General features: G+C 70.6%; 19 protein-coding genes. 4 read left to right on the top strand and 15 right to left on the bottom strand.

From position 1 onward, the window contains the following. Nucleotides 1–218 precede the first annotated feature (218 nt). A complete protein-coding gene (gene mobF / locus DER29_RS29295) occupies nt 219–4,481 on the top strand; it encodes a MobF family relaxase (protein ID WP_121400851.1) in 4,263 nt (1,420 codons plus the stop codon). Beyond that, on the top strand, nt 4,481–5,563 hold the full coding sequence (locus tag DER29_RS29290; RefSeq protein WP_121400850.1) for a hypothetical protein: 1,083 nt from the start codon (nt 4,481–4,483) through the stop codon (nt 5,561–5,563). Before mobF ends, DER29_RS29290 begins: the two co-directional genes overlap by 1 nt. 79 nt (nt 5,564–5,642) lie before the next feature. Here DER29_RS29290 and DER29_RS29285 read toward each other — a convergent pair whose 3' ends face one another. Continuing rightward, complete coding sequence (locus DER29_RS29285; protein ID WP_233600213.1) at nt 5,643–6,590, bottom strand: DUF5954 family protein; 948 nt, start codon at nt 6,588–6,590, stop codon at nt 5,643–5,645. A 457-nt stretch (nt 6,591–7,047) separates the two neighbouring features. Between DER29_RS29285 and DER29_RS29275 the strand changes: the two genes are divergently transcribed. Together DER29_RS29275 and DER29_RS29270 are read left to right on the top strand one after the other, a co-directional pair. Then, a complete protein-coding gene (locus tag DER29_RS29275; protein ID WP_148710119.1) occupies nt 7,048–7,773 on the top strand; it encodes a hypothetical protein in 726 nt (241 codons plus the stop codon). Between the two features lie 590 nt (nt 7,774–8,363). Further along, entirely contained in the window at nt 8,364–8,564 is a 201-nt protein-coding gene (locus tag DER29_RS29270) for a hypothetical protein (protein ID WP_121400948.1), read from the top strand. A gap of 418 nt (nt 8,565–8,982) precedes the next feature. Here the strand turns inward: DER29_RS29270 and DER29_RS29260 are convergent, their stop codons facing one another. The 14 genes from DER29_RS29260 to DER29_RS29195 form a co-directional block, all read right to left on the bottom strand. After that, on the bottom strand, nt 8,983–9,363 hold the full coding sequence (locus DER29_RS29260; protein ID WP_121400947.1) for an Lsr2 family protein: 381 nt from the start codon (nt 9,361–9,363) through the stop codon (nt 8,983–8,985). A gap of 322 nt (nt 9,364–9,685) precedes the next feature. Then, the gene (locus tag DER29_RS29255) at nt 9,686–11,491 is read right to left on the bottom strand and encodes a hypothetical protein (RefSeq protein WP_121400845.1); all 1,806 of its coding nucleotides are present in this window, start codon (nt 11,489–11,491) and stop codon (nt 9,686–9,688) included. A gap of 32 nt (nt 11,492–11,523) precedes the next feature. After that, nucleotides 11,524–12,936: an MFS transporter gene (locus DER29_RS29250; protein WP_233600212.1), complete on the bottom strand. Its 1,413-nt coding sequence runs from the start codon at nt 12,934–12,936 to the stop codon at nt 11,524–11,526. Nucleotides 12,937–13,017: 81 nt separating this feature from the next. Further along, nucleotides 13,018–13,473 (bottom strand): amino acid permease, encoded by a 456-nt coding sequence (locus DER29_RS35670; protein WP_233600211.1) that lies wholly within the window; start codon nt 13,471–13,473, stop codon nt 13,018–13,020. After that, the gene (locus tag DER29_RS29240) at nt 13,470–14,003 is read right to left on the bottom strand and encodes a MarR family winged helix-turn-helix transcriptional regulator (RefSeq protein ID WP_233600210.1); all 534 of its coding nucleotides are present in this window, start codon (nt 14,001–14,003) and stop codon (nt 13,470–13,472) included. The genes DER29_RS35670 and DER29_RS29240 overlap by 4 nt, the downstream gene beginning before the upstream one ends. A 196-nt stretch (nt 14,004–14,199) precedes the next feature. Continuing rightward, nucleotides 14,200–15,279 (bottom strand): M23 family metallopeptidase, encoded by a 1,080-nt coding sequence (locus DER29_RS29235; protein ID WP_121400842.1) that lies wholly within the window; start codon nt 15,277–15,279, stop codon nt 14,200–14,202. After that, entirely contained in the window at nt 15,276–15,779 is a 504-nt protein-coding gene (locus DER29_RS29230; RefSeq protein ID WP_148710118.1) for a hypothetical protein, read from the bottom strand. Before DER29_RS29230 ends, DER29_RS29235 begins: the two co-directional genes overlap by 4 nt. Next, on the bottom strand, nt 15,776–16,000 hold the full coding sequence (locus DER29_RS29225) for a hypothetical protein (protein ID WP_121400840.1): 225 nt from the start codon (nt 15,998–16,000) through the stop codon (nt 15,776–15,778). Before DER29_RS29225 ends, DER29_RS29230 begins: the two co-directional genes overlap by 4 nt. Beyond that, nucleotides 15,997–16,257: a hypothetical protein gene (locus DER29_RS29220; RefSeq protein WP_121400839.1), complete on the bottom strand. Its 261-nt coding sequence runs from the start codon at nt 16,255–16,257 to the stop codon at nt 15,997–15,999. Before DER29_RS29220 ends, DER29_RS29225 begins: the two co-directional genes overlap by 4 nt. Next, entirely contained in the window at nt 16,254–16,850 is a 597-nt protein-coding gene (locus DER29_RS29215) for a hypothetical protein (protein ID WP_121400838.1), read from the bottom strand. The genes DER29_RS29220 and DER29_RS29215 overlap by 4 nt, the downstream gene beginning before the upstream one ends. After that, nucleotides 16,850–18,703, bottom strand: coding sequence for a type IV secretory system conjugative DNA transfer family protein (locus DER29_RS29210; RefSeq protein WP_233600209.1), 1,854 nt, complete (start codon nt 18,701–18,703; stop codon nt 16,850–16,852). The genes DER29_RS29215 and DER29_RS29210 overlap by 1 nt, the downstream gene beginning before the upstream one ends. Further along, nucleotides 18,703–20,277: a hypothetical protein gene (locus DER29_RS29205; RefSeq protein ID WP_233600208.1), complete on the bottom strand. Its 1,575-nt coding sequence runs from the start codon at nt 20,275–20,277 to the stop codon at nt 18,703–18,705. The genes DER29_RS29210 and DER29_RS29205 overlap by 1 nt, the downstream gene beginning before the upstream one ends. Next, on the bottom strand, nt 20,274–21,770 hold the full coding sequence (locus tag DER29_RS29200) for an SCO6880 family protein (protein ID WP_121400837.1): 1,497 nt from the start codon (nt 21,768–21,770) through the stop codon (nt 20,274–20,276). The genes DER29_RS29205 and DER29_RS29200 overlap by 4 nt, the downstream gene beginning before the upstream one ends. 13 nt (nt 21,771–21,783) lie before the next feature. Beyond that, nucleotides 21,784–23,721, bottom strand: coding sequence for a hypothetical protein (locus DER29_RS29195; protein WP_121400836.1), 1,938 nt, complete (start codon nt 23,719–23,721; stop codon nt 21,784–21,786). Nucleotides 23,722–23,855: the final 134 nt, after the last annotated feature.

The following is a 23,855-nucleotide window of genomic DNA, read 5'->3' as shown; positions in this document are numbered from 1 at the left end:
TGCCCAAGTCCGCCCACCAGACCACACCCCACATGAATTACCGAATCGTTCGAACCTAGCCACAATTCCGCATCTTCTCACCGCACCCGTTCAATTTTGGCCACAGCATCGCTGACCTGCCTAGACCCCCTCCCCCTCACTTCTTGCACACTTACATGGGATACACCCCCTTGCATTCTCGACTGCCACTTCTGTAGTTGATCTTCTACGGTCGAGGCATGTTGACCGTCACGCGCATCTCGCCCGGCGACGGTTACCGCTATGTCATGGAGCAGGTCGCCGCCGGTCGCCATGACCTGCGCCCTGTCGGTCACGGGGGCCCGACGCCCTACTACATCAACCACGCCGCGCGGGGTGAAAGCCCCGGTTGGTGGGCGGGCAATGGCGCCGCTGTGCTCGGCGTGCGCGGCTGGGTCTTCGAGAAGCAGATGCGCAATCTGATCGGTCAGGGACGGCATCCCACGACGGGCTTCCAGCTCGGCCAGAAATGGCGCATCTACGCGCCGATGACCAACGAATACCGCGACGAAGCGGTACGACGCGCACTAGCGCACCTGCCCGACGACGCCACGGTGGAACAGCGCGACAAGGTGTGGCACGACATCATGAACGCCCCCGAGCGGCGGGCCGTGTCCGCATACGACGTCACGGCCCATCCCGTGAAGTCCGTGTCGCTGTTGTGGGCCTTTGGCGACGACACCGTCAAGCAGGATGTCATGGCCGCTCACCACGCTGGCGTGCGCGCGCTGCTCGATCACCTTCAGCGGCACGGGGCCTTCACCCGGACCGGCGCGGGTGGCGTCCGCCAACTCGACACCCAAGGGCTGGCCGCGCTGGTCTTCGACCACCGGATGAGCCGCGAGCGTGACCCGCAGCTGCACTCACACATCGTCGTCTCCGCGAAGGTCAAGACAGTCGACGGGAACGGCAATCCACAGTGGTTGGCGTTGGACGGGCGTGCCTTCTACCGCGCGACCGTCGGCGCCCGCGTCGCCTACGAACGCGCCGTGGAACTCGAACTACACGCGCGCCGCGGCGTCACCTTCGCCGCCCGCACGGACTCCGGGATCCGCGAGATCGTCGGCATCAGCGAGGCGTCGTTGCGTCACTACAGCAAGCGGCGCGCCGCCATCACCGAGGAGATGGACCGCCGTGTCGACCGCACCGGACCACCGGCGCGTTCGGCGGCGGCGCAGTGGCGCCGACGCGCCCAGGACGCGACCCTGCGGACCCGCCGCCCGGCCAAGGGCGCGGAGTCCACCGACCAGGCCGTGCAGCGATGGCAAGCCGAGGACCGCACAGCTGGGCTCGACACCCCCGCTCAGGTACGCCGCGTTCTCACCGGTGAGGTGCACGACGACACCGCCGACGCAGCGCGGCGCGTCCTACGCCACGCCCGCCAGCTGCACCCGGCCGGTGTGGACGAGGAAGCGCTGCGCACCGCCGCCGACGAACTGCGAATCACCGGTCCTGCACGCGACCGGGTCGTTGACGCGGCAGTACGCCGCGACGTGCGCTTGGCGCTCGCCCGCGCCGTGCACACCCTCGGCCGCGAGCGGGCCGTGTTCGGCCGCGAACACCTCGAACTGGCCATCGGCCGGGTCCTCGACATCACCCCCGGTGACTCGCCGCACGCCGACTGGCGGAAGGTGCAGACACTCGCTGGTGAGGCCATCGCCAAGAACCTGGGCGGGCTGCGGGTGCTGACACCGCCCGCCCTCGTGCAGTGGGGGCCGACGCTGCTGCGCGGCAGCGACCAGCACAGCGAATACACCCGCCACCGAGACCTGCAGATGACCACCCACGCCGTCCTCGCCGCCGAAAAGGAAGTCATCACCTACGCCGGCCGGCGCGGCGCTCGCCCCGCTCCGCGAGCGGCGATCGACGCCGCCACCGCCGCGTTCCGGTTGTCGCCGGAGAAGGCCGCGGCGCTGCGATTCCTCGTCGGCGATGACCGGCGCGTCACCGGCGTCGTCGGGCCCGCCGGCACCGGCAAGACCTACCTCCAGCGCGCCGTCGCCGCCGCCGCCCAGCACGCCGGCGTGCCGGTAATCGGTCTCACCGTGGGACAGTCCGCCGCGCAGCTGCTCGCCGACGCCACCCGCCAACCCGACGGCACGATGCTGCGGACCGAAAACATCGCCCGTTGGCTGCACTCCCACGACCGGCCGCCGCCCGGCACGCGCGCCGACTGGCGCTTCGCACCCGGGCAGTGGGTCATCATCGACGAGGCGTCGCAGGTGTCCAGCCACGACCTCGCCCGCCTCGTCACCCAACTCGACGCCGTCGGCGGCCGGCTCATCCTCGTCGGTGACCCCGCGCAAATCTCCGCCATCGGACCCGGCGGACTGTTCCGCTACCTCGACAGCCTCGGTGCCACCACCCACCTCACCCAAGTCCACCGATTCGCTCAGCCGTGGGAAGGATCGGCGTCGCTGCGGCTGCGCACCGGCGACCTCACCGTCCTGCACGAATACGACCGCCGCGGCCGGCTCCACGGCGGGCACCGCACCCTGCTCATCGGCCAGATGCTGGACCGGTGGGCCGCCGACATGGCCACCGGACACCCCAGCATGATGCTCGTCGAAACCGGCGACGAAGCCGCCGACATCGCCCGCCGCGCCCGCGACATCCTCCTGCGCGCCGGCCTCGTCCGCACCGGCCCGGCCGTACGCCTGCGCGACGGCAACGAGGCCAGTGTCGGCGACATCATCGTCACCCGCCGCAACGACCGTCGCCTCGGCGCCGGCGGCGCGTTCGTCGCCAACCGCGACCAGTGGCGCGTACAAGCCGTCACCCGCGACGGGCGACTCCACGTCACCAACCTGCGCACCGACGCGAGCGCCGTCCTGCCCGCCACGTACGTCGCGCGGCACGTGCAGCTCGCCTACGCCCTCACCGTCGACTCCGTCCAAGGGCAGACCGTGCACACCGCCCGCGCGCTCGTCGACGACAACACCACCCTGGCCCGGCTGTACGTCATGCTCACCCGCGGCCACACCCTCAACGAGGCGTACGTCGTCACCGACGACCACCCCCGCGAAGGCACCCCACCCCAGCCACCCACTGCCCGCGTCGCCGTCCTGGCCGACATCATGCGCCGCGCCACCCCCGACCGCTCCGCCACCGAAACCGAACATCAACTCTGGGCCGACGTCGACGCCCTGCACACCTGGACACCCATCTACGACGACCTGTCCGCCCGCGCCCGCATCCCCGAATACCTCGCCATCGTCGCCCGCATCAGCGGACAAACTACGGCTGACCGGCTCGCCCGCGACCTCGCGCTGCCCGCGCTCATCGCCCGACTCACCACCCTGCGAGAAGCCGGCCTTAATCCCGCCGACGTGCTGCGCCGCGCGATTCGGCCCCGGGAACTCGGCTCCGCCGACGACATCGCCGCGGTGCTGTCCTGGCGCATCGACCGCCTGATGGCTCGCGCCACCGCCGACCCTGCCATCGCCACCACCGCGGCGCTCGCCGCGTCCTACACCGACCGCATGCCCGCCGACCTCACCGGCGACATCGGAGACGCCCTACGGCAAGTCGCCGCCATCTGCGACCGCCGCGTCAGCGCCCTGGCCGACCTCGCCGCCGAGCACCAACCGGCCTGGGCCCGCGCGCTCGGGGCCGTACCGCAGGATGAGGCGGGCCGCGACCAGTGGCTCGCCCGAGCCGAGATCGTGGTCACCTACCGAGACCGCTACCAGCTCACCAGCGACCACCCCATCGGGGCCGAACCCCCCACCAGTGACATCTCGCGGTGGAACGCCTGGCACCGCGCCCGCGTCGCGCTCGGCGCCGCGACCCTCGCCGGACACCTCACCACCACCGACAACGCTGAACTCGCGCAACTCATCACCGCGCAGCAGACCATCGACGCCACCGCGCCGACCTACGTCGCCGACCAACTCCGTGACGCGCACCTCGACCTCACCGACGCCGAGCACCGCCACCACGACCTCACCCTGCTCCTCGCCGCCATCACCACCGCCGGCCAACGCGCCGCCACCGCTCAGCAGCAGAAGCCCCGCTGGTGGCAACGCGGCCCCTCCCGCGCCCGGATGCTCGCCGCCCAGCAGGAAGCACACCAGCGGGCCGCCGCCGCAGCCGGCCACCACGCCAGCCTGAGCGCGAAACTCGCCACCCTCAGCGCCGGCATCGACCAGCGCCGCGAACGCGTCACCGACCTCGAAGCCCGCCACGGCGATTGGCAGCGCTGGTACACCAACGCCCTGCCCACCCGCTACGCCGGACTCGCCGCCGCCGCCGAACAAACCCGCCGCGCCGCGACCCGCCGCGCCAACCTCGCCGACGCCGTCGCCGCCACCACCGCCCGGGTCCGCGCCATCGACGACACCCGCCCACAACCCCACGCCGCACCCGTCACCGCGCACCTCACCCAGCAGGCCGACGCCGCCCGCCACCGCGTCAGCCCCACACCCGACCAGACGGTCACCGAGGAAACGGAGCTCGACTGATGGCCGCTCAACCCCACCCCATCGCGTTCGTCGACGAATCGTGGCTGCAACAACGCGGCAGCCCCGGCGCCTACCTCATGGCCGCCGTCATCATCGACCAAGAAGACGTCCCCGCCGCCGAAGCCGCCGCCAGCACTGCCGCCGGAATCCACGACAGCTACCACTCCACCGCCCTCTACCACCGCGGACACGTCGGCACCATCGAAGCGATGCTCGACGTCGTCGCCGAACACGCCGGCTGGTCCGTCGTCTCCGCACAGGTGCCCCTCAACGCAGGCACCAGAGACCTTCCACCACCCAATCCTCAACACGCCCGCGCCCACCTAGAGAGCCAACGTGAACACGCCCGGCAAGTCAGCCTGGAACGCCTCCTGCGCTACCTCGATGGCCAGCGGGTCCGCGACGTCTACCTCGAAACCCGGGCCAGTCCAACGGAGTGGCAGCAAGCCCGCGACGCCGGCAGCCGCCTACCCGCCACCGACCGCAACGACATTCGCGCCTACCGACGACTACTCGACCAAGGCGCCATCAGCCACCGCATGCGCCTCATCCACGTCGAGGGCCACAACGACCCGGGGCTCTGGATGGCCGACTCCGTGGCCTGGTCCGCAGGCCGCGCCATCCGCGCCGACGAACCCCAGTGGTGGAACCGCATCGCCGACGTCGCCACCGTCATTGAAGCAACAACCGGCACGGAACTGCACCTCAACGAGAGAAGGGCCGCTCCACCAGATGGCGAACGCGACCCCCACAACCTGAGCCAGGGCGCCCAGGCCATGTTTCCGCCGACAGTGTACTCCGCCAGCCCCGAACCACACCAGACCGGCACCATCCTGCAAAGCCTCGTCGCCCAAGCCGACCAGGCCAGAACACCAGCTGCCGACCAGCTAACCCGTGAGGTACTCGGCTACGTCCAGCACATCGCCGAACGCGTGGAACAACTCAGCAAGACGGTTGACCGCATGCTTCCACGAACAGCCGCGACAACCGACACGACGCCCAGCCAGGCGGCTACTCCCCGACCACGCCCTGATCTCCACGACGAGGTCCAGCCTGCCAACCAGCCCGAGATCGCGGAGTAGAGCCGGACACACATGACACCGGCAGCTCACAGACGACAACGCCGCGACCGAGCCGGCGCGGGTCGCGCATGCGGCGCGGCTATCGGTCAGCCGCCGGCGGCTGCTCCGGGTCCGGATCCGACGGGCGTGGTCCCTCCGGAGCAACATTGGACATGCGCAGCAGGGTTTCGATGCGAGTCACCCGGAAGCGGCGCCCGAACACGGTGAGGTCGTCCACAGGATTGGCGTCCAACTCGTCGGCAGCCTGCCGCAGGACGACCGTCTGCTCATCGGTGAGCCTCAGCAGACGCGGCTCGATGTGACGCAGGCCGAAGGCGATCTCGTCACGCGCCAACTGAGGTGTGGCCACCGCCCGGCTGTACGGCCGCCACGACCCGCCGACGCACTCAGCGGCAGCGTAACGGGCCGGAAGAACCACCCCAACCGGGTAGTCGGTGACGGCGGCGACGCTGTCGGCGTACACCTCGGCGGGCACCTGCGCGCGCGGATAGTGCGCCGTCATCAACTCGACCCGCAACATCGCCTCACTGACTCCGGTCACCGCTCCCGGATCGGCGACGATCTCCTCATCGAGGAAGCCGTCGTGGTCGTCGGCGTCGCGGGGATCCCGGTCCGTGGGCCGGGGTGGTTCGGGACCGTCCGGACCGAACCGCGCGAACGTGTCCACCCGTAGGATCCGATACGCCCGGCCGGCGACCGTCACCTCGTCGCGCTTCTCCCGGTCCAACACATCGACCACCGCGGTCAACTCTGCGGCCAGCCCGACATCCTCGGTCTCGTCCAGCAGCTCCCGCAACTGATGCGCAAGGAAGTCCCGCGCCGCCGGCGGCGTATCCGACACCACCGCACACACCCGCCATCGTCCGGCCTCGGCCTGCACGGCATGCCCGAACAACGGAGCACCGATCCGAATCCGCGGGTACTCCTCAGCCCGCCGCGCGGCGTCGTGCTCCGTGACCGCACCCACCGGGTCATCACGCCGCTGCACCCGCAAGACCACTGGCATGGACATCTCATCATCACCCATAGCAGTCATTGTGTGACTACCCCGAACTCCCCGTCGGCAGCGGAGGTGGCGTGTCCGCCACCGGTGACCGGCGGGCGGGCGTCGACGGCACATGGGCCGCCGGGACCGGCAGAGTCGCCAGTCCAGGGCTTTGAGCCGGTGAGCAGCCAAGAAAGGTGAGACACAGTGAGATCCGTCGTGCCGGCGCACACGATCGGCCGATAGCCGCACCGGGCCGACACGGGACGTCACATGACGACTTCGCTACGTATTCTTGGGGGTCGATGTCGCCTGATCATCGGAGGCACCCCTCATGCCGAAGTCGAAGAAGCGTCAGCCGAAGCGGGTCCCGCTGGGTCCCGGGAAGTCGTTGGGCCCCGCACAGTCGAAGACGCTGATCGGGCCAGGCGGTGAGTCCCGCACAGTGACGTACCGGTCTGGCCGGTTGCACGTCGACACGGAGCGGGCGGTGTTGATGATGACGCAGGTACCACCGGACTTCGCCGTGACATTCCTGCCCGTGGTGCTCCTGGTCGACCACCTGCGGGGCAAAGCGGCGAACGTCTGCATCGACGCCTGCCTGATCCTGAAACGGCTCTACGCGATCTTCGGCATCGACGCCCGAATCACGCCCGTCTCGGTGCTCGTCGAACCGCCCGGGGCCAGCACCAGCCTCTACGGGGAGAACGCCAGATGGGAGACCGACGCCTACGCGGGGCACGTCGTGCTGTGGCTACCGCAGATGCAGCGACTGGTGGACCCCACCATCCAGCAGTTCCCCGAGCTGGCCAGCGAGCCGATGCCCCTGGTGGGCCGAGTCGGCGCCGCCAGCCACGCGCTGCCGGCCGAGCTGTGGCCCGGCACGGAGATCCCCATCCCCCGCAAGGGCACGCAGCTCATGTACCGGGTCCTCGACACCGAAGCGTTCGTGCTCGACAGCGACGCCGCCCGACGCGCCGAACAAATCAATCCGAAGAGTCCGGCCAACCTCGCCGGCTGGGCCCTGTCCATCATGAACGTCCCCGACATCGCGTCACGGATCCGCAGCGCGGCCTTCCCCCGCATCCACGCCCTACTCGACGCAATCGACGCAGTGGAGGTCGTCGCCGACGCGGACGGATACCGGTTCATCCTCCCCGGTCCAGACGGTCAACTCGCGCCCACGTGGATCGACGACGTGCCCCTCCCCGCCACGTCCCGATAAAGACCTTGCAGCGGTCGGTTCACGCTGACCCCCGCCTCAGCCATTCAAGACATACGTGCGAAAGAGCAGCGCGAGACGCAACCCGCCGCCATCGCTCGCTATTGTGTGCCAAGCGCTGTTAAGGCTGCGGTGTCTTTGGGTTGCTTGAACTGGGGTTGAAGCTGGACCGGGGTCGTTCCTCCGGCCGGGGGACGACCGTCCTCCACTTCAACTACAACCCGGAGGACACAGTTGACCATGCGCCGCAAGGGGCCTTCACGGCCCACCAGGAACCGGCGAACCGACGCCAACCGGTGGCGAGACGTCGGGGAGTGGGTGGCACTGATACTCAAGGTGCTCACCTACGCCGTAGGGCTGGCGGTGACGCTGGCCGGAAACGGATGTGGGCCCAACTGACTGACCGTCAACTGAGCCCCAACCGGTGAGGAAGGGCCTCCGCCTCTCGCCTGGGAAGCCGGGGCGGGGGTCTTCCTGCCACTTCTAAACATAAAATTCTAGCACCCTTACAGGCTGAACCTTACAACCCTCGCCGTGGCTGCGGGCAGCGGCCAAGTCCGACTCGAACCGACGCAGATGCGTACCGTTAGGTGATGGACGTGCTGCTCAGAGGCGGCCCAGGCGATGGTCAGGTCGTCTCCGCAGGCGGCGAGACGGCGTTGTGGCGGGCGCGCCTCTACGAGATCACCGGCGACCACGGTCACCAGCGCAACGGCCCGAGCCTGCGCATCTACCGTCACCGACCCGATTGCTGCCAGCCGCGAGACCGCGGCGGCCAAGACCACTGCGAATGAGCCTGTCCACCCGCCGCGCAGCAGTCGAACGTGTGTACGATCCGGGGGTGGAGGAGGAGATCACCCGACGGTGGTGGAACGGGACCTGGGGCCGCTTGGCCCGGCGCGACGTGTGGCTGATTCGTCAGACACGGTGGCAGGTCGTCGCGCGAGCAGGGGACACCGAGAGCGGGAAGGTGCTGCGGTGGACGTACGACTCCCACGACGAGGCCGAAGCGATGGTCGATCGACTCCTGCGGGCTGAGACCGCAGGGCGATGGCGCGAGCAGCACAGCGGATCTCCGCCTCATCAGGGTCGTTCCGCTGGCGGCGACTCGTCGTGACGCGCCGCCGTCGCGCCATCGCCCTTGCAGGCGCGGCGCCGCCCGACGCAGGATTGCTACGCAGGGCGCGATGTTGGCATGCCGCTGGACGCTGGTCAGCGCCCCGCGCTCCGGTGATACTCATCCACCACTTCCTGCGGGATCCGTCCCCGGTCCGAAACAGCCTTCCCGGTCCTCTTTGCCCAATCCCGGATCGCTTTGTTCTGCTCCCGATTGACGGCGGTGCCGCTGCCGGCACGACGCGAAGCGGCTGGAGTCGCAGAAGTTCGGGCTACTCGACCGCCGGCAGCGATGCCACCGCGGGCAACCTTCGCCCCATGGCTGGTATAGGGCTTGAAGAGGTCCCGAAGCTTGTCGGCGTTGGAAGCTGACAGGTCAATCTCGTACTGGACACCGTCGAGAGCGAACTTGACGGTTTCGTCAGCGTCACCTCCGTCCAGGTCGTCGATGAGCTTATGAATGGTCTGCTTAGCCACCGCGTCGTCCTTCAGCTTGAGTTGCGTGCCCCGGATAATAGCCCCCTGCATCGGATAACGGAATTCCAAGGGTTCACCTTTGAATACCGGGCATGCCTCCCCAACCTCATCCATAACCGCCGCGGGGACGGCCGACCACGATGTCACCCCAAGAACAAGCAGTGACTTGCGCGCACCAGGCAACTGCCTCACCTTCACCGCTGACCGTAATACCCTCATCACAGAAACATGAGCCTGCGGATCGCCGACGTCAGGCACATCCCCAGCCTGGCATGTGGTTGACCCCCGGGCGCCAGTCAGGCATATCGGGCAGAATTCTTCGCTAGGCGCGAAGTAGCCAGCGGAGCCATTGTTGCGGGCCGGTCATCGCGTCGGCCGGGATGCCGAGAGCTCCTGGATAGATCCGTTCGTACGCCGCGCTGACGGCGGCGGCGGTGCGTGGGTTACCGAGGAGCCAGGGAGCAGCGGTGCGGTATGGCTCTAGTTTGGCGTGCGGGCCGCTGCCGGTGATGTTTCCGTCGAGTAGGCCGCGGTCGCGCAGGGCGTGCCACATCCGGTCAGCTGGGCCGTCGTAGCTGTCGCCCCAGTTGCCCTGTCCCCAGGTGCTCATGGCGTCGATGCGCAGCGGTAGTGCGTCGATTGCTACTTCGGCGGCCATGATCGGTAGGCCGAGGATGCGGAAAGCGTGTGTGCGGTGGGTGCCGTTCCTGCCAAGGCGGTGCAGGGGACCTGCGGGGCCGTTGTAACGGCGCATGCAGGCATGGCCATCGTCGGTCAGGATTTCGGTGACGGCTGCTTCGGGGTCGGCTGCCGTCAGCAGCTTTTGGATGATCAGCCCAACGATGTACGGGCGGTGTAGGTCGAAGTCGTTCCAACGCGAAGCGTTGCCGCCGACGACTGTGTCTACGGAGATCCAGTCGTTGAGCCGAATGCTGCCGAGGTAGACGCCGTCGTCGGATTCGGGCATGCAGTCGGCGGCATTGGATATTAGCGGGGCGGTGCGGTTGAGCAGGTCCGCACGAGCTGAGATGTGCTCGTTGACGTCAAGGTCGCGCCACCGGCTTCTGGTCTCGATGATTGCTGCGACCAGCGCGGGTAGGGCGTCCGTACTGTCCACCACGAAGTCGGCGATCGGCGGGGTCCCGGCGAAGCCCTGATCCGTCGGTCGGCGGCGTCGGGGTGTTTGGGGTGGGTTGGTCGTCCACTGCACGGTGGCGCTGGCGCCTGCGGGCGTTGCCAGTTGTCGCAGCAGGTCCTCGGCGGCGAGCCCGTTGATGACGATGCCGCTGACGCGGCGGTTGCCCTCCACGGCGGTGAAGGTTGTCGGGCCTGTAGCCGCAGCCGTCCAGGTCACGGGCGTTGCGGCGGGTGGGGCGAAGTTGGCTCTACGAAGCTGTCGCTCGTAGAGTGCTGCGGCCCAGGCCGCGTGATCGTCGGGAACTGATGGAGACCGTAGGTCGCTCCCGCCGAAGTCCACTTGTGCCGCCGCGTCCGTAGCCTCGGGCAACGCAGGTGCTGCGCCAGTGGGTAGTGCGGGAAGCACCACCACCGGTGAGGACCCGCGCCTGCCGAAGGCGGGAATCGACAACAGCACCCACCACAAGGCGCTGACGGCCGCCGCGATCCAGCGCCCGCCGCCAGGCGTCGCGGACACCACCATCGCGGTGGTGGCCGTTCCGTACAGGAGCCATCCGATGCGTGCGGCGACGACGCGCAGCACGCACAGGGCCAGCAGCACGATGCCGGTGGCGCACCATGTCCACCACAGCGTTTCCGCCGCGATTGGCAGACCCTCAGCGTGGGTTTGCAGATATCGGCGTACCGGCGCGAGCACGACCTGTGCGTACGCCTGGTCGTGGGTCCAGCCGGCCAGGGCCGCGAGCGCGTCACCTGCGCCGCCAAGCAATCCGCGCACGACCGGCACGATCAGCATCAGCACGACGCCAACCCCGATGCCAGCCGCCGCGAGGACCAGCCAGGGCGGTGGCCAGTTGTCGCCCCGAGTGTTCCGCACCTCATCCCACAGGTGCCTACCGAGCTTGAGCAGCACCTCCCGTAGGTCGACGGCCGGTTCGCCAATCGATTCAGCTTGGTCTTCGCGGTCCTTTGCCGCGCTGCCGTGGCTCATACCAACTCTCCCCATTCACAGCTACCGATCGACTACAGGATGTTACGAAAGGGTGTGCTGCCGGTCTGCCCAGCGGCCTCTCCTGCCCGAGGGCGCATACCACCGCTCGTTCCGCTCCATCTGGCCCGCTGTGGCTCGCGCAGCGCCGCACGTGCGGCTACCACGCTGATTGCTGGTAGCGCGGCCATGGTGGCGAGGGCCGCGGGCAGTCCCCACGGCTGCCACAACGCCGAGCACGTCGCGGCGCCCAGCGCGCCCCCGATGAAGAACATGAGGTTCAGCGGACCGAGCGCTCCGCCTCGCTGCCCGCGGTCGATGTGAGCCGTGACGGCGGGAGTCAGGGTCGTCTGGGCGATGGCGAAGGCGGCAAACCCGGCAGTTGCCGCGCAGATCAGGGTTACCGGCTGCTGGCTCCAGGCGGCGAGCAGCAGGCTGGCGCTGAACAGCGCGCTCGTGGCAGCCAGCACCCGCCGTCGGGTCACATCGGCCGTGGCGTGGCCGGCGAGGCGGGCAGCCGCCGCCGCCACGATCGCGCCCGGAAGAAGCAGCAACCCGATGCTCTGGGCGGTGTACCCGAGGTGGGTGAGCATCTGCGGGACGGCGAACACGCAGCCGAACAGGCCGCCGTAGATGCCGGCGCCGGCCAGGCCGGCGAGGAGGAACCGTCGCTGGCTGGTCACGGCGGGGATGAAGCCGTCGGGGTGCCGGCGGCGGTGCCGGTTGAGCAGGATCGCGAGCGCGCAGGTGCCCGTGATCAGACCGAGGGTGGGTAGCGGTGGGAAGTGCAGGGTGGCGGACTGAATTGTCAGCAGCAGCCCCGCCGCGGTGAGGACCAGCAGACCCGCGCCCGCCCAGTCGACCCGTGCCGGCAGCGCGGGGCGGGATTGGGCGAGCGGCCAGCACAGGGGTATAGCGGTCAGCGACAGGGCGGGCAGGATGAGCGCCGTCTTCCAGGACGTGGTGACGGCGAGGGCCCCGGCGAGCGGTGCGGTGGCAGAGAACAGTGCCATGGCGGCGCCGAGTCGGGCCAGCACCGCCGGCCGCTGCGATGACGACCGGCCGGCGGCCAGGGTGAGAGCGGTCGCGGTCATCGCTCCCGATCCGGTGGCGAGCAGTGCGCGGCCTGCGACAGCTACGGCGAGAGCGGTCGCCACGGCGCAGAGCATCGTCCCGGCCGCGAGCAGCACTGCCCCGAGGGTGAGGACGCGTCGTGGCCCCCACACGTCGGTGGCTCGGCCGGCGACGGCGGCACCGACTCCGAGACCCAGGGCGTGGATGGTCAGGATCCATACGGCCGTTGCCGGCGCGGTGTGGAGGTCGTCAGCGGCGGCGGGCACCGCGACGGATGCGGCGCTGACGCCGTAGACCGCCGGGCCGTAGAGGGCGCCGAGGCGCCAGGCCACGCTGGCTGCCGAGGCTTCGGTAGGTGCGACAGTGGATGTCACCAGAGGGCTCCTTTACCGGTCTCGGGACAGGAGGCGCTGGTGGTCGCCGGCCAGGACAGTGCCGACGACCACCAACGGACGTCACCGCTGTCGGTTGCGATGGGTTCGGCTGGTTGCGGCGGTCCTGGCTGCCGGATTGACGAGGTCGTACGAGCGGCGGGGTTGAACGTCCACCTCCGCGATGCGTCGCGGCCTCGTGCCCCCGGCGGGTTTCGGCACCGGCCTGCCGGCCGGTAGGTCGCGCTGCGCCGGGTGGTAGCGCCACCACGTCGAGGCAGCGGCGGCGACCGCCGCCGGCGTTGGTCCGAACGCCCGTCGGGTGAAGGTCGCCACCCCACCGGAGTCGGGATGGCGGATGCCGAGCGCGGCGAACGCCGCTGCGATCGGCACCGACAACGCCAGCATCGCGGTCCAGGCCAGCAGCGACGCCGGTCCGGCGGCCTGCACGGCGAGCGCGGGCAGCACCAGCACGCCGGGCCCGAGCACCGCCCCGACGTACAGGGCGGTGCCGCGGGCTACCCCGATGCGCCCGGTCACCGGGTTTCATCCGGCTCGTCGGCGGTCCTGTCCTGCTGTGAGCGGGTCGCGAGGGACCGCAGGACGCGGGCAAGGCTGTCTTCCGAGGGCATGCCCGGCTCGCTGAACAGCCGGGATTGTGCGGCTTCGACAGGGCCTTGGACACGGCGGGCCAGTTCCACGCCGGCCTGGGTCGGGCGCAGGACCACCCGCCGCCGGTCCTCCTCGTGCAGGTCCCGGCGGACCAGCCCTCGATCGACGAGCGACACGAGGGCGGCCGTCAAGGTGGCCTTGGCGATGCCGACCTCGACGGCCGCCGCGCGGGTCTCCACCGCCCGGCGGGCACAGACCAACACGAGCACGTCGTACGTGGTCCACGTCAACCCTTCGTCGCGCAGCACGTCGCGTTCGATCTGGGCGCGCAGGGTGTTGGCGGTGCGCACCAGTTGCGCCAGCGGACCCGGCCGGGGCGTCGGCATCCGCGCCGCATTGACCGGCGGCCGGTAGACGCCGCCGACGCGACGTGGCCGGCGGTCGGTGGCGGCGTTCATCGCATCCACCTGCGCCGTGGCGCGCGCCGGTGGGGCTTGCGGTTGCGGCGCTGCCCGATCTGCCCGCCGCGGTCGGTCGGCGGCGGCGGTTGCGGTGCCGGCCGGCGCGGACGCTCGGTCTCCTCATCCTCGTCATACATGTTGTCTCCCCCCGTTGTGGCTGATGACCTACCTGCCAACGTCTGCTGTTGGCGCCTCACCCCCTTTCGCCGAGTGCCGCGCTGCGGTGGCGCATGAACGGCACCGGATCGGTGGAGTTGGCGTTGGCCAGGTCGCAGCGCGACCCGGAGCAGACCCGCTGGTGGGTTTGGAAGTGCAGGTGCGGGCCGGAGGAGTGGCCGCTGGTGCCAACCAGCCCGATCTGCTGTCCGGCCTGCACGGTGTCGCCCTCGGCGACATCAGGACGGCGGACCAGGTGGCAGTAGCGGGTGCCGTAGCCGCCGGCGTGCACGAGGTCGACGTACCAGCCGCATCCCCGGGTGCTCGGGCTGCCGTCGATGTCGCAGTTGCCGGTGCTCGGGTCGCAGCCGGCCCACACCACCTGCCCGGCGCTGGCCGCCCGGATGATGGTGTTGCGGGGCACGCTGAGGTCCACGCCGGCGTGCAGCCGGCCGGCGCGTGGCCCGTAGCCGCTGCCCACCGCCGCGCGCAACGGCACCGTCCACCCCGACGCCGCCACCGTCACTGGACCGCCTGGACACGTGGCGAGGCTGGCCCCGGGTAGCTCGGCGATCGTGGTAACACCGGCGACTGCGGCGACGACCTGCTCGGCGTCGTGCTCGTACTGGCCGTAGCGGTCGGGAAACGCCGAGACCTGCACCCGCTGCGCGGCCACGGTCAATGGCAGGCGCTCCCAGCCGTCGATGCGCAGCAGCTTGTCGTAGAACTTGCCGCTCGCGTAGACGGGATCGAGGATCTGTGCGGGCGTGCCCCATCCCTGGCTGGGCCGCTGCTGGAACAGGCCGAGGGAGTCGCGGTCGCCGCCGCGCAGGTTACGCAGGCTCGACTCGACCATCGCGGTGGCCACCGCGATGATCCACCCCCGGGCCGGCACACCACGCTGCCGTCCCACGGCGACGATCTGCGCGGCGCTGCCGACCTGCTCGGCGTTCCACCGCCCCACAGCCCTTACCTTGCTCGTGGATGAGGGCGACGGGCCGGTGGCGGTGCACGCCGCTGCCGGCGTGTCGTCGGTGAGCACCACCGTCACCGGCACAACGCACAACAGCAGCGCGGCGATGACCGCCACACTGAGTCCGATTCGTCCACGGTTCACCGCGCCGCAGCCTCCTTGGCGACGCCGAGCGTGGCGACCAGCCACCGGTGGCCGCTGCGCACACAGACCACCCGCAGCACCCCGGCGTCGGTGCTGACATCGACGTCGACCCGCTGCGCCGTGGCTGCCACGACCTGCCCGCCGCCGGTGAGGCGGGTGGCGGGGACGTTGGCCGGGTCCACCGTGGCGAGTAGCTCCGCGTAGGCGGGAACGGCGTAGGGACGCACGCCCGCCCACCAGGTCTCGGCGGGCAGGTCCGGGCGGGCCCAGGCACGCACGAACCGCAGCGCGGTGGTCACCGCCGCCGGATCGGCCGCGACTGACGTGGCCGGCAAGACGCCATCAGGATCGGCGGGCAGCGTCCCGGTCGGCACCGCAGGCTCGGCTGCGGTGCCGGTGGTGGGTGCGCTGCCGGCCGGAGCGGGCTGGGATGCGGCGCAGGCGGTGAGCAGTAGGGTGGCCACCCCCGCGATGGCCGCCCTGACGGGATGTCGTGTCACTGCTTCTCCTCGGGTGGCACGGGCTCGGTGGGCGAGGCGAGAGCGGTGTTGAGGTGCTGTCCCAGCAGCCGCACCTGGTGATGGATCTCCACGAGTTGCGGGCGCGCGTGCGGGTGGCGGTCCACGACGTCGACCAGGGCGTCGATGTCGTGGCGTAGCTGCTCCAAGTCGGCGTTGATGCGGGCCATCGGAGCCTTGGCGCTGCGCACGGTGCCGCTCATTCGTCGACGTCGCGGGTGTAGTTCCCGTCGAGGTGCCCGTCGCTGGCGAAGTCCAGCTCCGTCTCCCGCCGCGTCACCTCGTCGAGTTCCGTCCATCGCTGCGTGTCCTCCTGGTGGTCGTCGCGCCAGTCGTGACGCGCGTCGTGAATCTCGGCGATGTAGTCCTGGAGCGTGTCGATGCCTTCGCGCAGTCCGAGCAACGCGGCTTCGAAGCGGTGCCAGTCCCACACGCTGGTGACCTCGGCTGGTTGCGTCATGTCGTCCTACCTTCCGGTTGCGGCGCCGCGCGCTGGCGGGCGTCGATGTCGTCGGTGACGGCCCGCTCGGCGTCGTCGGGCCACGGCTGCGACCAGACGGTGTCGCCGCTGCGGGGTGTGTGGTGCCCGTGCCGGCAGCGGGTGGTGTCCCAGCCCTGCCACCGGTGGCGGGCGCGGTGCAGCGCCTCGTGCCAGCGCAGCGGCGCGTCCGGGTCGGCCTTGCCGGAGTAGGCGTGGTGCCAGGACACGCTCAGCGCGGTCAGCTCCTCCACCAGGGCAGGATGTGCCGGCCAGCACGCCCCGAGGTCCTGCGCCAGGCCGTAGCGGTCCACGAGCCACCGCGTCCACGCGGCCAGCCACGCCCACAGCTGCCGTGCGGCGTCGGCGTCCAAGTCGCGCCAGCAGTAACCCGCCGGCACCCACCCGCCCGGGGCGTCGAGGGCGTCGACGCGTTCGGCGAGGGCCACGTGCGCCTCAGCGAGCTGCTCCACGCTGCCGCGCAGGGTGTCGATGAGCCCGGCGAGCTCCGCAAGGGCCCGCTGTTCCTCCGATGCCTGCTGCGGCAGCTCGAACTGGAATGTGCGCTGCGCCATCAGAGACGCCGCCCTTCGAGACGGGCCGCGAAAGCGGCCTGCGCGGCGCGGAACCGGTCAGCGTCCGGGCGTTCCCACCACGCCGGCTGCACCACCTCGACCGGAGGCATGTTCCCGAGCAGCACCAAGGCGTGACCGGCCGGCAGGGTCCGCAGCTCCGCGAGATCGATCAGGTTCTCCCGGCGGCTGTTCTCCTGCACGCTGGCGCGCCCGCCGCCCCAGGACGCTGCCGACGTCACCTCCTGCACCTGCCCAAGAAGCGACTGCGCGTCTTTGAGCGCGGACACGTCCTGCATGCCGCCCATCACGAAGCGGGCGTTCACGCCGTCGCGCAGGGCCTGGCCGCCGTCGCGTCCCCACCGCTGCTGCAACTGGTGGGTGTTCTGGCAGCACAGCGACAGGGCGACACCAGACCCGCCGCCCTCGGACACCAGCTCGGGCAGCGACGGCAGCGGCGCGATGTTGGTGATCTCGTCGCCGACCAGGTACAGGCACGGCTCGACCCGGCCGCCCACGGCAGTCAGGGCACGTTGCAGGGTGCGGTAGATGATGTCTTCGGCGATCGCGGCGAACAGCGGCGCGACCAGCGACTGCCCGCTGCGGGTGCCGACCAGGTAGAGGGTGCCGGACTCATCGAGCCATGGCTCCGGCCGGAACTGCTGTCCGCGTGGCGGGGAGCAGGCGTGCAGGATCCGCGGGTTGCTGAACGCATCCAGCGCGCCGAAGACGACGGACTGGATGGCGTCTCGGCTACGGCCGGTGGACTCGCGGTGAAACGCCAACCGGTCTGCCCACACCGTCTGCTGGTGGTGGCGCAGGATCCGCTCCGCACGCGGGTCGCTGGGGTTGGCCGCCCAGCTGGCCACGTCGGTCAGGGTGGTGTTCTCGTCGAGGGCGGCGGCGTGCAGCAGGCCGCGGATGATGGACGCAGCCTGGTCCTGGAAGTATTGGCCGTTCTCGGCGTCGGCCTTGAGGCCGGCGCCGGCGGCGAACCCCTTCGCCCGCAACGCCGCGATGTCGGGATCCTCCGCACCCTCAATCGGTGACCACCGCAGCCGAGGAACCCCGGGAAGCTGACCCTGCGGTTCGAAGATCCACGTCGGGCCAATCTCGGCGCGCAGGTCGTAGGTGACGGCGGCGACGTCCAGGCGGGTGGAGGTCGTGATGACCGCGCCGCGAGCGTCCGCGACACGCGGCACGACGTAGCGGCTGGTCTTACCCGCGAAGCGGGCCGCGCCGGCGAGCAGTTCGGTGTACTCGTTAGCCAGGTACAACGGCTCGCCAGTCAGCGCGTGCTCGCCGAGGCGCCGCGCCACCTCCAGCGGATCAGCGCGACGGCGCAACTTGGCCTGCACGACCTCGGGCCGGTCGCTTACCTGAACGATCAGGCCGGGGCGCAGGACATCGACGCGGCGCAGCACCGCCACCGCCGTGACGACCTGGTCGAGGTCCTTGCGGCGGGCGAACCCGTGCCGCTGCACCCGCCGCTGCGCGAACCGGACCACCGGCACCGCCAGGCCCACAACGGTGGCGCTGAACAACACGAGCCACAGCAGGTACAGCAGGCCGGTCGGCGGCAGGTCCGCGCGGGCGGAAGCGGGCCACGCCGCCGCGGGATCGCCGCGGTGGAAGATCATCCGTACGGCGATGCTGGGCGCGTCCGCTGGCGTGCTGTCCGGCCATGACAGGTGGGTAAGCAGCCCGCCGAGTTGTCCGGCCAGCCACAGCGTGATGGCGCCCAGCAGCACGAGCGTCGCGGCAATGCCCAGCAGCGCCAGCCGCGCCAGGATGTCAGCGCGGGGCATGCCGCGCTTGGGCAGCCGGTGTCCGGGGGACATGAGGGAGCCGGCCATCACGGCACCTGCCCCACGGCGGCGGACTCCCGCGCCTCGTACTCCGCCTCGGTCAGCTCCCGCCCTGGCCGGTCAGGGTCAACGCGCATGCGGCTGTCGGTGTCGACCATGGCCTGCTCCAACGTGGATAACTGGTGCTTGACGACGTAGGAGCGCATCCCGACCTTCCACAGCCCGACGCCACGGCGCAGGTGCAGCAGCAGGTTGGTCTCCACGTCGGTGGTGCCGAGGAATTCGCGGGCGGCGTCCAGCGAGCCGGCGGCCTGGCGGTAGGACACCCGCACGCCGGTGTCCTCGATCAGTCCGCGGGCGATGCGGACCTGCTCGGAGTCGGCGCTGCCGCTGGCCGCGAGGTCCGAGAAGCGGTGGAACGCCAGGATGTTCTCCGTGCCCAGCGCGCGGGCGAGTTTCAGTTGCTCACGCATCCGCCGCACGAGGCCGAGGTGGCGGGTGATCAAGGCGAACTCGTCGTACAGGCACACCCGAGGTGGGGCGTCGGGGCGGGTCAGCTCCGCCTCCAGCCAGGACTGGGCGCAGGTCATCGCCATCGCGGTCATCTGGTCCGAGGTCCGCACCGCCCGCAGGTCGAGGATCGCGCCGGGCTGGTCGAAGTCCACCGTCAACGTCGACGCCACCGGGGCGTCGAAGATCCCGCCGAGGGCGCCGGTGATCAGCCGCTCCAGCGCGAGGCGGACCCGGCGGCTGTCGGCGGCGAACTGGTCGACGTCGTAGTGCACTCCGGCGAGGCGATGCGCCCATGCCTGCGGGTCACCCATCGCGGCGAGCACTAGCGACAGGGTGGGCGTGGCAAGCCGGTCGGCGCTGGTGCCGTCATCGGCCCGGGTCACCGCGTCGAGGGCGTATTCGATCAGCGAACGTTCGGCCTCACCGAGCAGGCCGCCGAGTTGGATCTCCAGGAGCCCTTCGAGCAGCAGCAGCCGGCGGGCTCGCTGGATCTGCAGCCACTGCGCCTCTCCCTGCCCCGGCTGCCGGCGGATGCCTGCAAGGGGGTTCATCACCACGCCCGCTCCGGGACCGATACGCACCGGCCGGATACCGGCGGCCTCGGCGAGGGCGTCGTATTCGCCCTTGACGTCGACGATGTAGAAGCGGGTGCCGAACGGGATGCCCCGGAACGCGATCGTCTTGAGCAGCGACGACTTCGCCGACCCGATCTCCCCGGTGACCACCATGTTCGGGGCGCTGAGGACCCCGGCGCGGTACAGCTCCCGCATTGAGAACACGAACCCGGTCCGGGAGTACACCTCCTGCCCGATCAGCGGCCCGTCCACCCCCAGGCCCGGGTCGGCAACGAACGGATACACGCTGCACAGCTGCGCGCTGGTGGTGACCAGCGGCGGCAGCCGCAGCCGCCAGAACACCCGCCCCGCCGCCCGCCCCAGCGCGCCGCGCCCGTCGACCGGCGGCGCGCCCAGCAGCCGCTCCGACATCCGGTACAGGGCGCGCTGCTCACGCGCTAGGTCGGCCTGCGCCGCCGCCAGGTCCCGCCGCTGCGCCGCCTGCTCGATGCGCTGCCCAAGGGACCCTTCCCGCCGCACCCGTGCCCGGCTCACGCCCACCACCCCCGCATCGGCTTGAGCCCGCGCGCCAGGGGCAGCGCCCCGGCGACGAAGCCCTGGTCCTGCTCGCCGTAAAGCACCACCGCCTGGCAGCCGGTGCGGCCCAGGACGCGTTTGATCGCGCGCACGTCGTGCCGGAGTTGCTCTTCGCTGCCGGCGGTGACGGTGACGACGAGCGCGTAGCGGTAGCGCACGTGCCCAACCGCCTGCTCCCGGTCGACCTGCTCCACCGAGCGGGCCTCCTCGTCTTCGCGCGCGGTGCGCACCAGCCGCATCTTGCGTTTGGTGATCTCGTCACCGGCGCGGGCGACCTTGTCACGCCGCGTCGCCAACTGGGCCAGTTGCGCGGGCACCGGCTCGGCGACGAGCGTCACCGCGCGCCGGCCGGTGGTGCGGGTGAACAGAGCCGTCATCCACGTCATGGCCACCGGCTGGCGTGGCATCTCATACACCCACAGGGTTTGCGAGAACCCAGAGTCGTGGCGGTACGACGACCAGCCGACGCTCTCGGCGGCGACCGGTCCGGCCATGTGCGGCGCCACCCCGCCCGCGTCCACGGTCTGCATGTCCACGTGCGGCTGGTCTGCGGGGTCGAACTGGGTACGCAGCACCGCCGCGTACTGCCGTGGCGTCAACCAGCCCACCGTGTCGACGCCGGCCTCCTCGACCGCGGCCCGCACACCGCCGAGCTTGTCCAGCACCACGGTGGCGATGGCCGCGTCGGTGCCACCCGCGTTGGCGATCTCCGCCGACAGCTTCTTCGTGTCGAACACGACGCTCAGGTACACCTCGTGGCGTTGCGTCGACGGCGCCGCCCCGGCGGTCAACTCCGCGAGGGACCGGTACGCGGGCGTGTCGGTGTCGACCGCCGCCTGCACCAGGTGGCGCTGCGCCCGGTTGCCGACATCGGGCACGGCGCGGGCCGTGAGCGCCCACCGGCTCAGACCGGCGTCGGCGTACTCGGTGCCGAGCAGATTCAGCACCTCCGCCCACGACGTCAAGCGCTGCTGCTGCACCGACGTGTCGGCCAGGACCAGGTTGCTGCCCGCGCACAGCAGGGCCGCGGTAACGGTGTTCTCCCGGCGGTGGTGCAACAACCCCACCTCGGTCAGCCCGTCAGCGGCGAACGCCGGCAGCCAGCGGTACCCGGCGGCCGGACCGGGCAGGTGCAGGTGCGTGCTGCCCGGGTTGGCGGCGAAGACACCACCGCGGTACCGATCCTGCCGGGCGGCACGCTGGGCGAGCGCCCCGGCGACGATGGGGGCCCACTCGGTGACACGGCGGCCCCGCAGCCGCAGCAGACCCACCGTGAGCAGCAGCAGCGCTGCCAACAGCATCCCCCCGGCGACACCCTGCCGGCCGGCCGCCAACAGATTCGCGGCAACGACCAGGCAGATCACGCCGGCCACGGCCATGCCGATCTGCCCCCACGAGAAACCCATGATCGAGCCGCGCGTGGACCGCGGTGGAAACTGGAACTGGGTCACCTGGTCTCCTCACCTAAACCGGAACGATGGGTAGCTCGGCGGCACCGCCAGCGGCAGCGCCCCCCGCACGACCGGCGCCCGCACCGGCCGCAGGGTCGCCCTGCGCAGGCGGATTCGCGCTGGACGCTGCGCCAGCGGCCTCCGGCGAGCCGTGCCCGGTCGCACCGGGCAACGGCGACGGCGAGTTGGCAGGCGGTTGCGGATCGGGCGTCGGCGCTGGAAGTGGCGAGCTAGTCGGCGATGTGCTGGCAGGCGGCGTCACACCGGGCGTCGGCGCCGGGGACGGCGAGTTGGCAGGCGGTGTCGGGCCAGGGGACGCGTCTGCGGCGGTGCCACTGTGCGGCTGCGCGACCGCAGGGCTGCCGGATGCCGGGGTATCCGCGCCGGTGGTCTTCTGCGCGACCGCGTTCGGCGTGACCGGCAGCGCCGCCTGGCCGTCCGCGTCACCGGGTGCGGACAGTTGTCCCGTCGCCACATCGGTCTGGGCGGTGCGGGAGTCGCGCTCGACCCCCTCGGCCTCCTGCGCGTTCTCCCCGCCTTCGTGGCCGGTTTCCGGTGCGCCGCTGGACTGCCCGACCTGGTCTGCGTCACCGCGACCGTGCAGTGCCTCCACCGCCTCGGGGACCTTGGCAGGTTGCGGGCCGGCGTCGCTGGTGGGGTTCGTGGGGATGGCATCGGCGTTGCCCTGCATCAGCGATGCGGCATCCGGACCCTCACCGCTGTCATCACCGCCGCTGAGGGCACCGCTGAGCCGTCGGGCAGCCGCGTCCATACCGACCGCGCTGGCTGCGGAGGTCAGAAAGCCTCGCGCGTCGACGTCGGCCAGGTAGCCGTCCCACATGCTCGTCAACCGCAGCAGAATCCACGGCGCGAGCACCATCAGGATGATCATGAACATGCCGCGCAGCACGTTGATGACGTTGTCGCTTTCGTAGGTGGTGCGCGTGCCGTAGATCCAGAGCGCGGCGATGAAGAACTTGCTGCTGGCCAGGGCGTTGCAGGTCCAGAACCATTTGCGACCCCATGAGCGGGTCTCGGCCATGACCTGACCGGTCATCGCCATCGCCCCGAACAGCGCCGCGCCGGCGGCCAGCAGGGAGCGGAACAGCAGCATCACGAACACCAGCACCAGCCCGATCACGCTGATCACCGCGATGACGAAGGCCAGCAGAATCGTGCCGGTGTCCGCGGTCAGGGCGTTGAGCGCGTCCACCCACATGCTCGGCTGCCAGTCGCGTTGCTGGTTGCGGGCGATCAGCGCCACGGTCGCCTCGTCCCAGGCGGCCATGAGGATGTAGGCGATACCGCCGGCGAACGCGATCCCGAACAGGGCACGCACCAACCCACCCAGGGTGGACAGGGGACCGGGGCCGTTGAGTCGCAGCCCGTTGATGGCGGTGGAGATGAGGAAGACGAGCAGCACCATCACGATCAGGACGCCGGAGATGTCGTTGTAGACGCCGTAGAACGGCTCGTCCGGCACCGCGGAGGACTGCTCGAACACCACCTCGGCCAACTTGCCCAACGTCCAGGCGAAGCCCGCGACGGCGATGTCCGCCAACCCTTCGAACCCCGACCTCGCGGCCTGCTTGACCTGCTCGCCCACCTTGCAGCTCACATCGAGGGTGTCGCAGGTGGCTGGCTTGAGAGAGGAGAAGGGCAGCAGCGACGCGCGCAGGGCCTCGCAGCGCTGCTGCTTGGCCGTCCACCGCTCGGCGTTGCCCTGATCTTCCGTCGCGCGGTCGGCGAATCGTTCGCACCTCACCGGCGGGGCGCCGCCGGTCGGCAGCCGCTCGTCGAGCACCGATGGCGTGCCCTCCGGCGGCGGTGACTGCACCGTGAGCGACACCGCGTCGCACCGCTCCTGCTCGACCGCGCCGGTGGCCTTCGTGCAGTGGGTGACCCACCCGTCGCCTGCTTTCCAGCGCGCCCACGGCAGGCACCAGTTCACCTGCGGAGTTGCCTGCTCTCCTCCGGGCGGGACCCCTACGTCGGCAGGGGGCGGCGCGGGACAAGACTCACCCGGGGCCGACGCAGCGGGGCTCGGGGTCGGCGCCGCTACGGCCGGACCGGCGGGGACGGCTA

Origin of the sequence: Micromonospora sp. M71_S20, from assembly GCF_003664255.1 — a bacterium.
In the GTDB taxonomy this organism is placed as follows: domain Bacteria; phylum Actinomycetota; class Actinomycetes; order Mycobacteriales; family Micromonosporaceae; genus Micromonospora.
The sequence above is the reverse complement of the archived record's forward strand: the minus strand, read 5'-3'. Positions and strand labels throughout refer to the sequence as shown.

What these genes read in the sequence shown, in the direction of transcription:
- DER29_RS29255 (WP_121400845.1), bottom strand. Translation starts at nt 11,491, where the DNA reads ATGAGCCACGGCAGCGCGGCAAAGGACCGCGAAGACCAAGCTGAATCG.
- DER29_RS29210 (WP_233600209.1), bottom strand. Translation starts at nt 18,703, where the DNA reads ATGGCCGGCTCCCTCATGTCCCCCGGACACCGGCTGCCCAAGCGCGGC.
- DER29_RS29220 (WP_121400839.1), bottom strand. Translation starts at nt 16,257, where the DNA reads ATGACGCAACCAGCCGAGGTCACCAGCGTGTGGGACTGGCACCGCTTC.
- DER29_RS29240 (WP_233600210.1), bottom strand. Translation starts at nt 14,003, where the DNA reads ATGAACGCCGCCACCGACCGCCGGCCACGTCGCGTCGGCGGCGTCTAC.
- DER29_RS29285 (WP_233600213.1), bottom strand. Translation starts at nt 6,590, where the DNA reads ATGGGTGATGATGAGATGTCCATGCCAGTGGTCTTGCGGGTGCAGCGG.
- DER29_RS29215 (WP_121400838.1), bottom strand. Translation starts at nt 16,850, where the DNA reads ATGGCGCAGCGCACATTCCAGTTCGAGCTGCCGCAGCAGGCATCGGAG.
- DER29_RS29270 (WP_121400948.1), top strand. Translation starts at nt 8,364, where the DNA reads ATGGACGTGCTGCTCAGAGGCGGCCCAGGCGATGGTCAGGTCGTCTCC.
- DER29_RS29225 (WP_121400840.1), bottom strand. Translation starts at nt 16,000, where the DNA reads ATGAGCGGCACCGTGCGCAGCGCCAAGGCTCCGATGGCCCGCATCAAC.
- mobF (WP_121400851.1), top strand. Translation starts at nt 219, where the DNA reads ATGTTGACCGTCACGCGCATCTCGCCCGGCGACGGTTACCGCTATGTC.
- DER29_RS29275 (WP_148710119.1), top strand. Translation starts at nt 7,048, where the DNA reads ATGACGCAGGTACCACCGGACTTCGCCGTGACATTCCTGCCCGTGGTG.
- DER29_RS29290 (WP_121400850.1), top strand. Translation starts at nt 4,481, where the DNA reads ATGGCCGCTCAACCCCACCCCATCGCGTTCGTCGACGAATCGTGGCTG.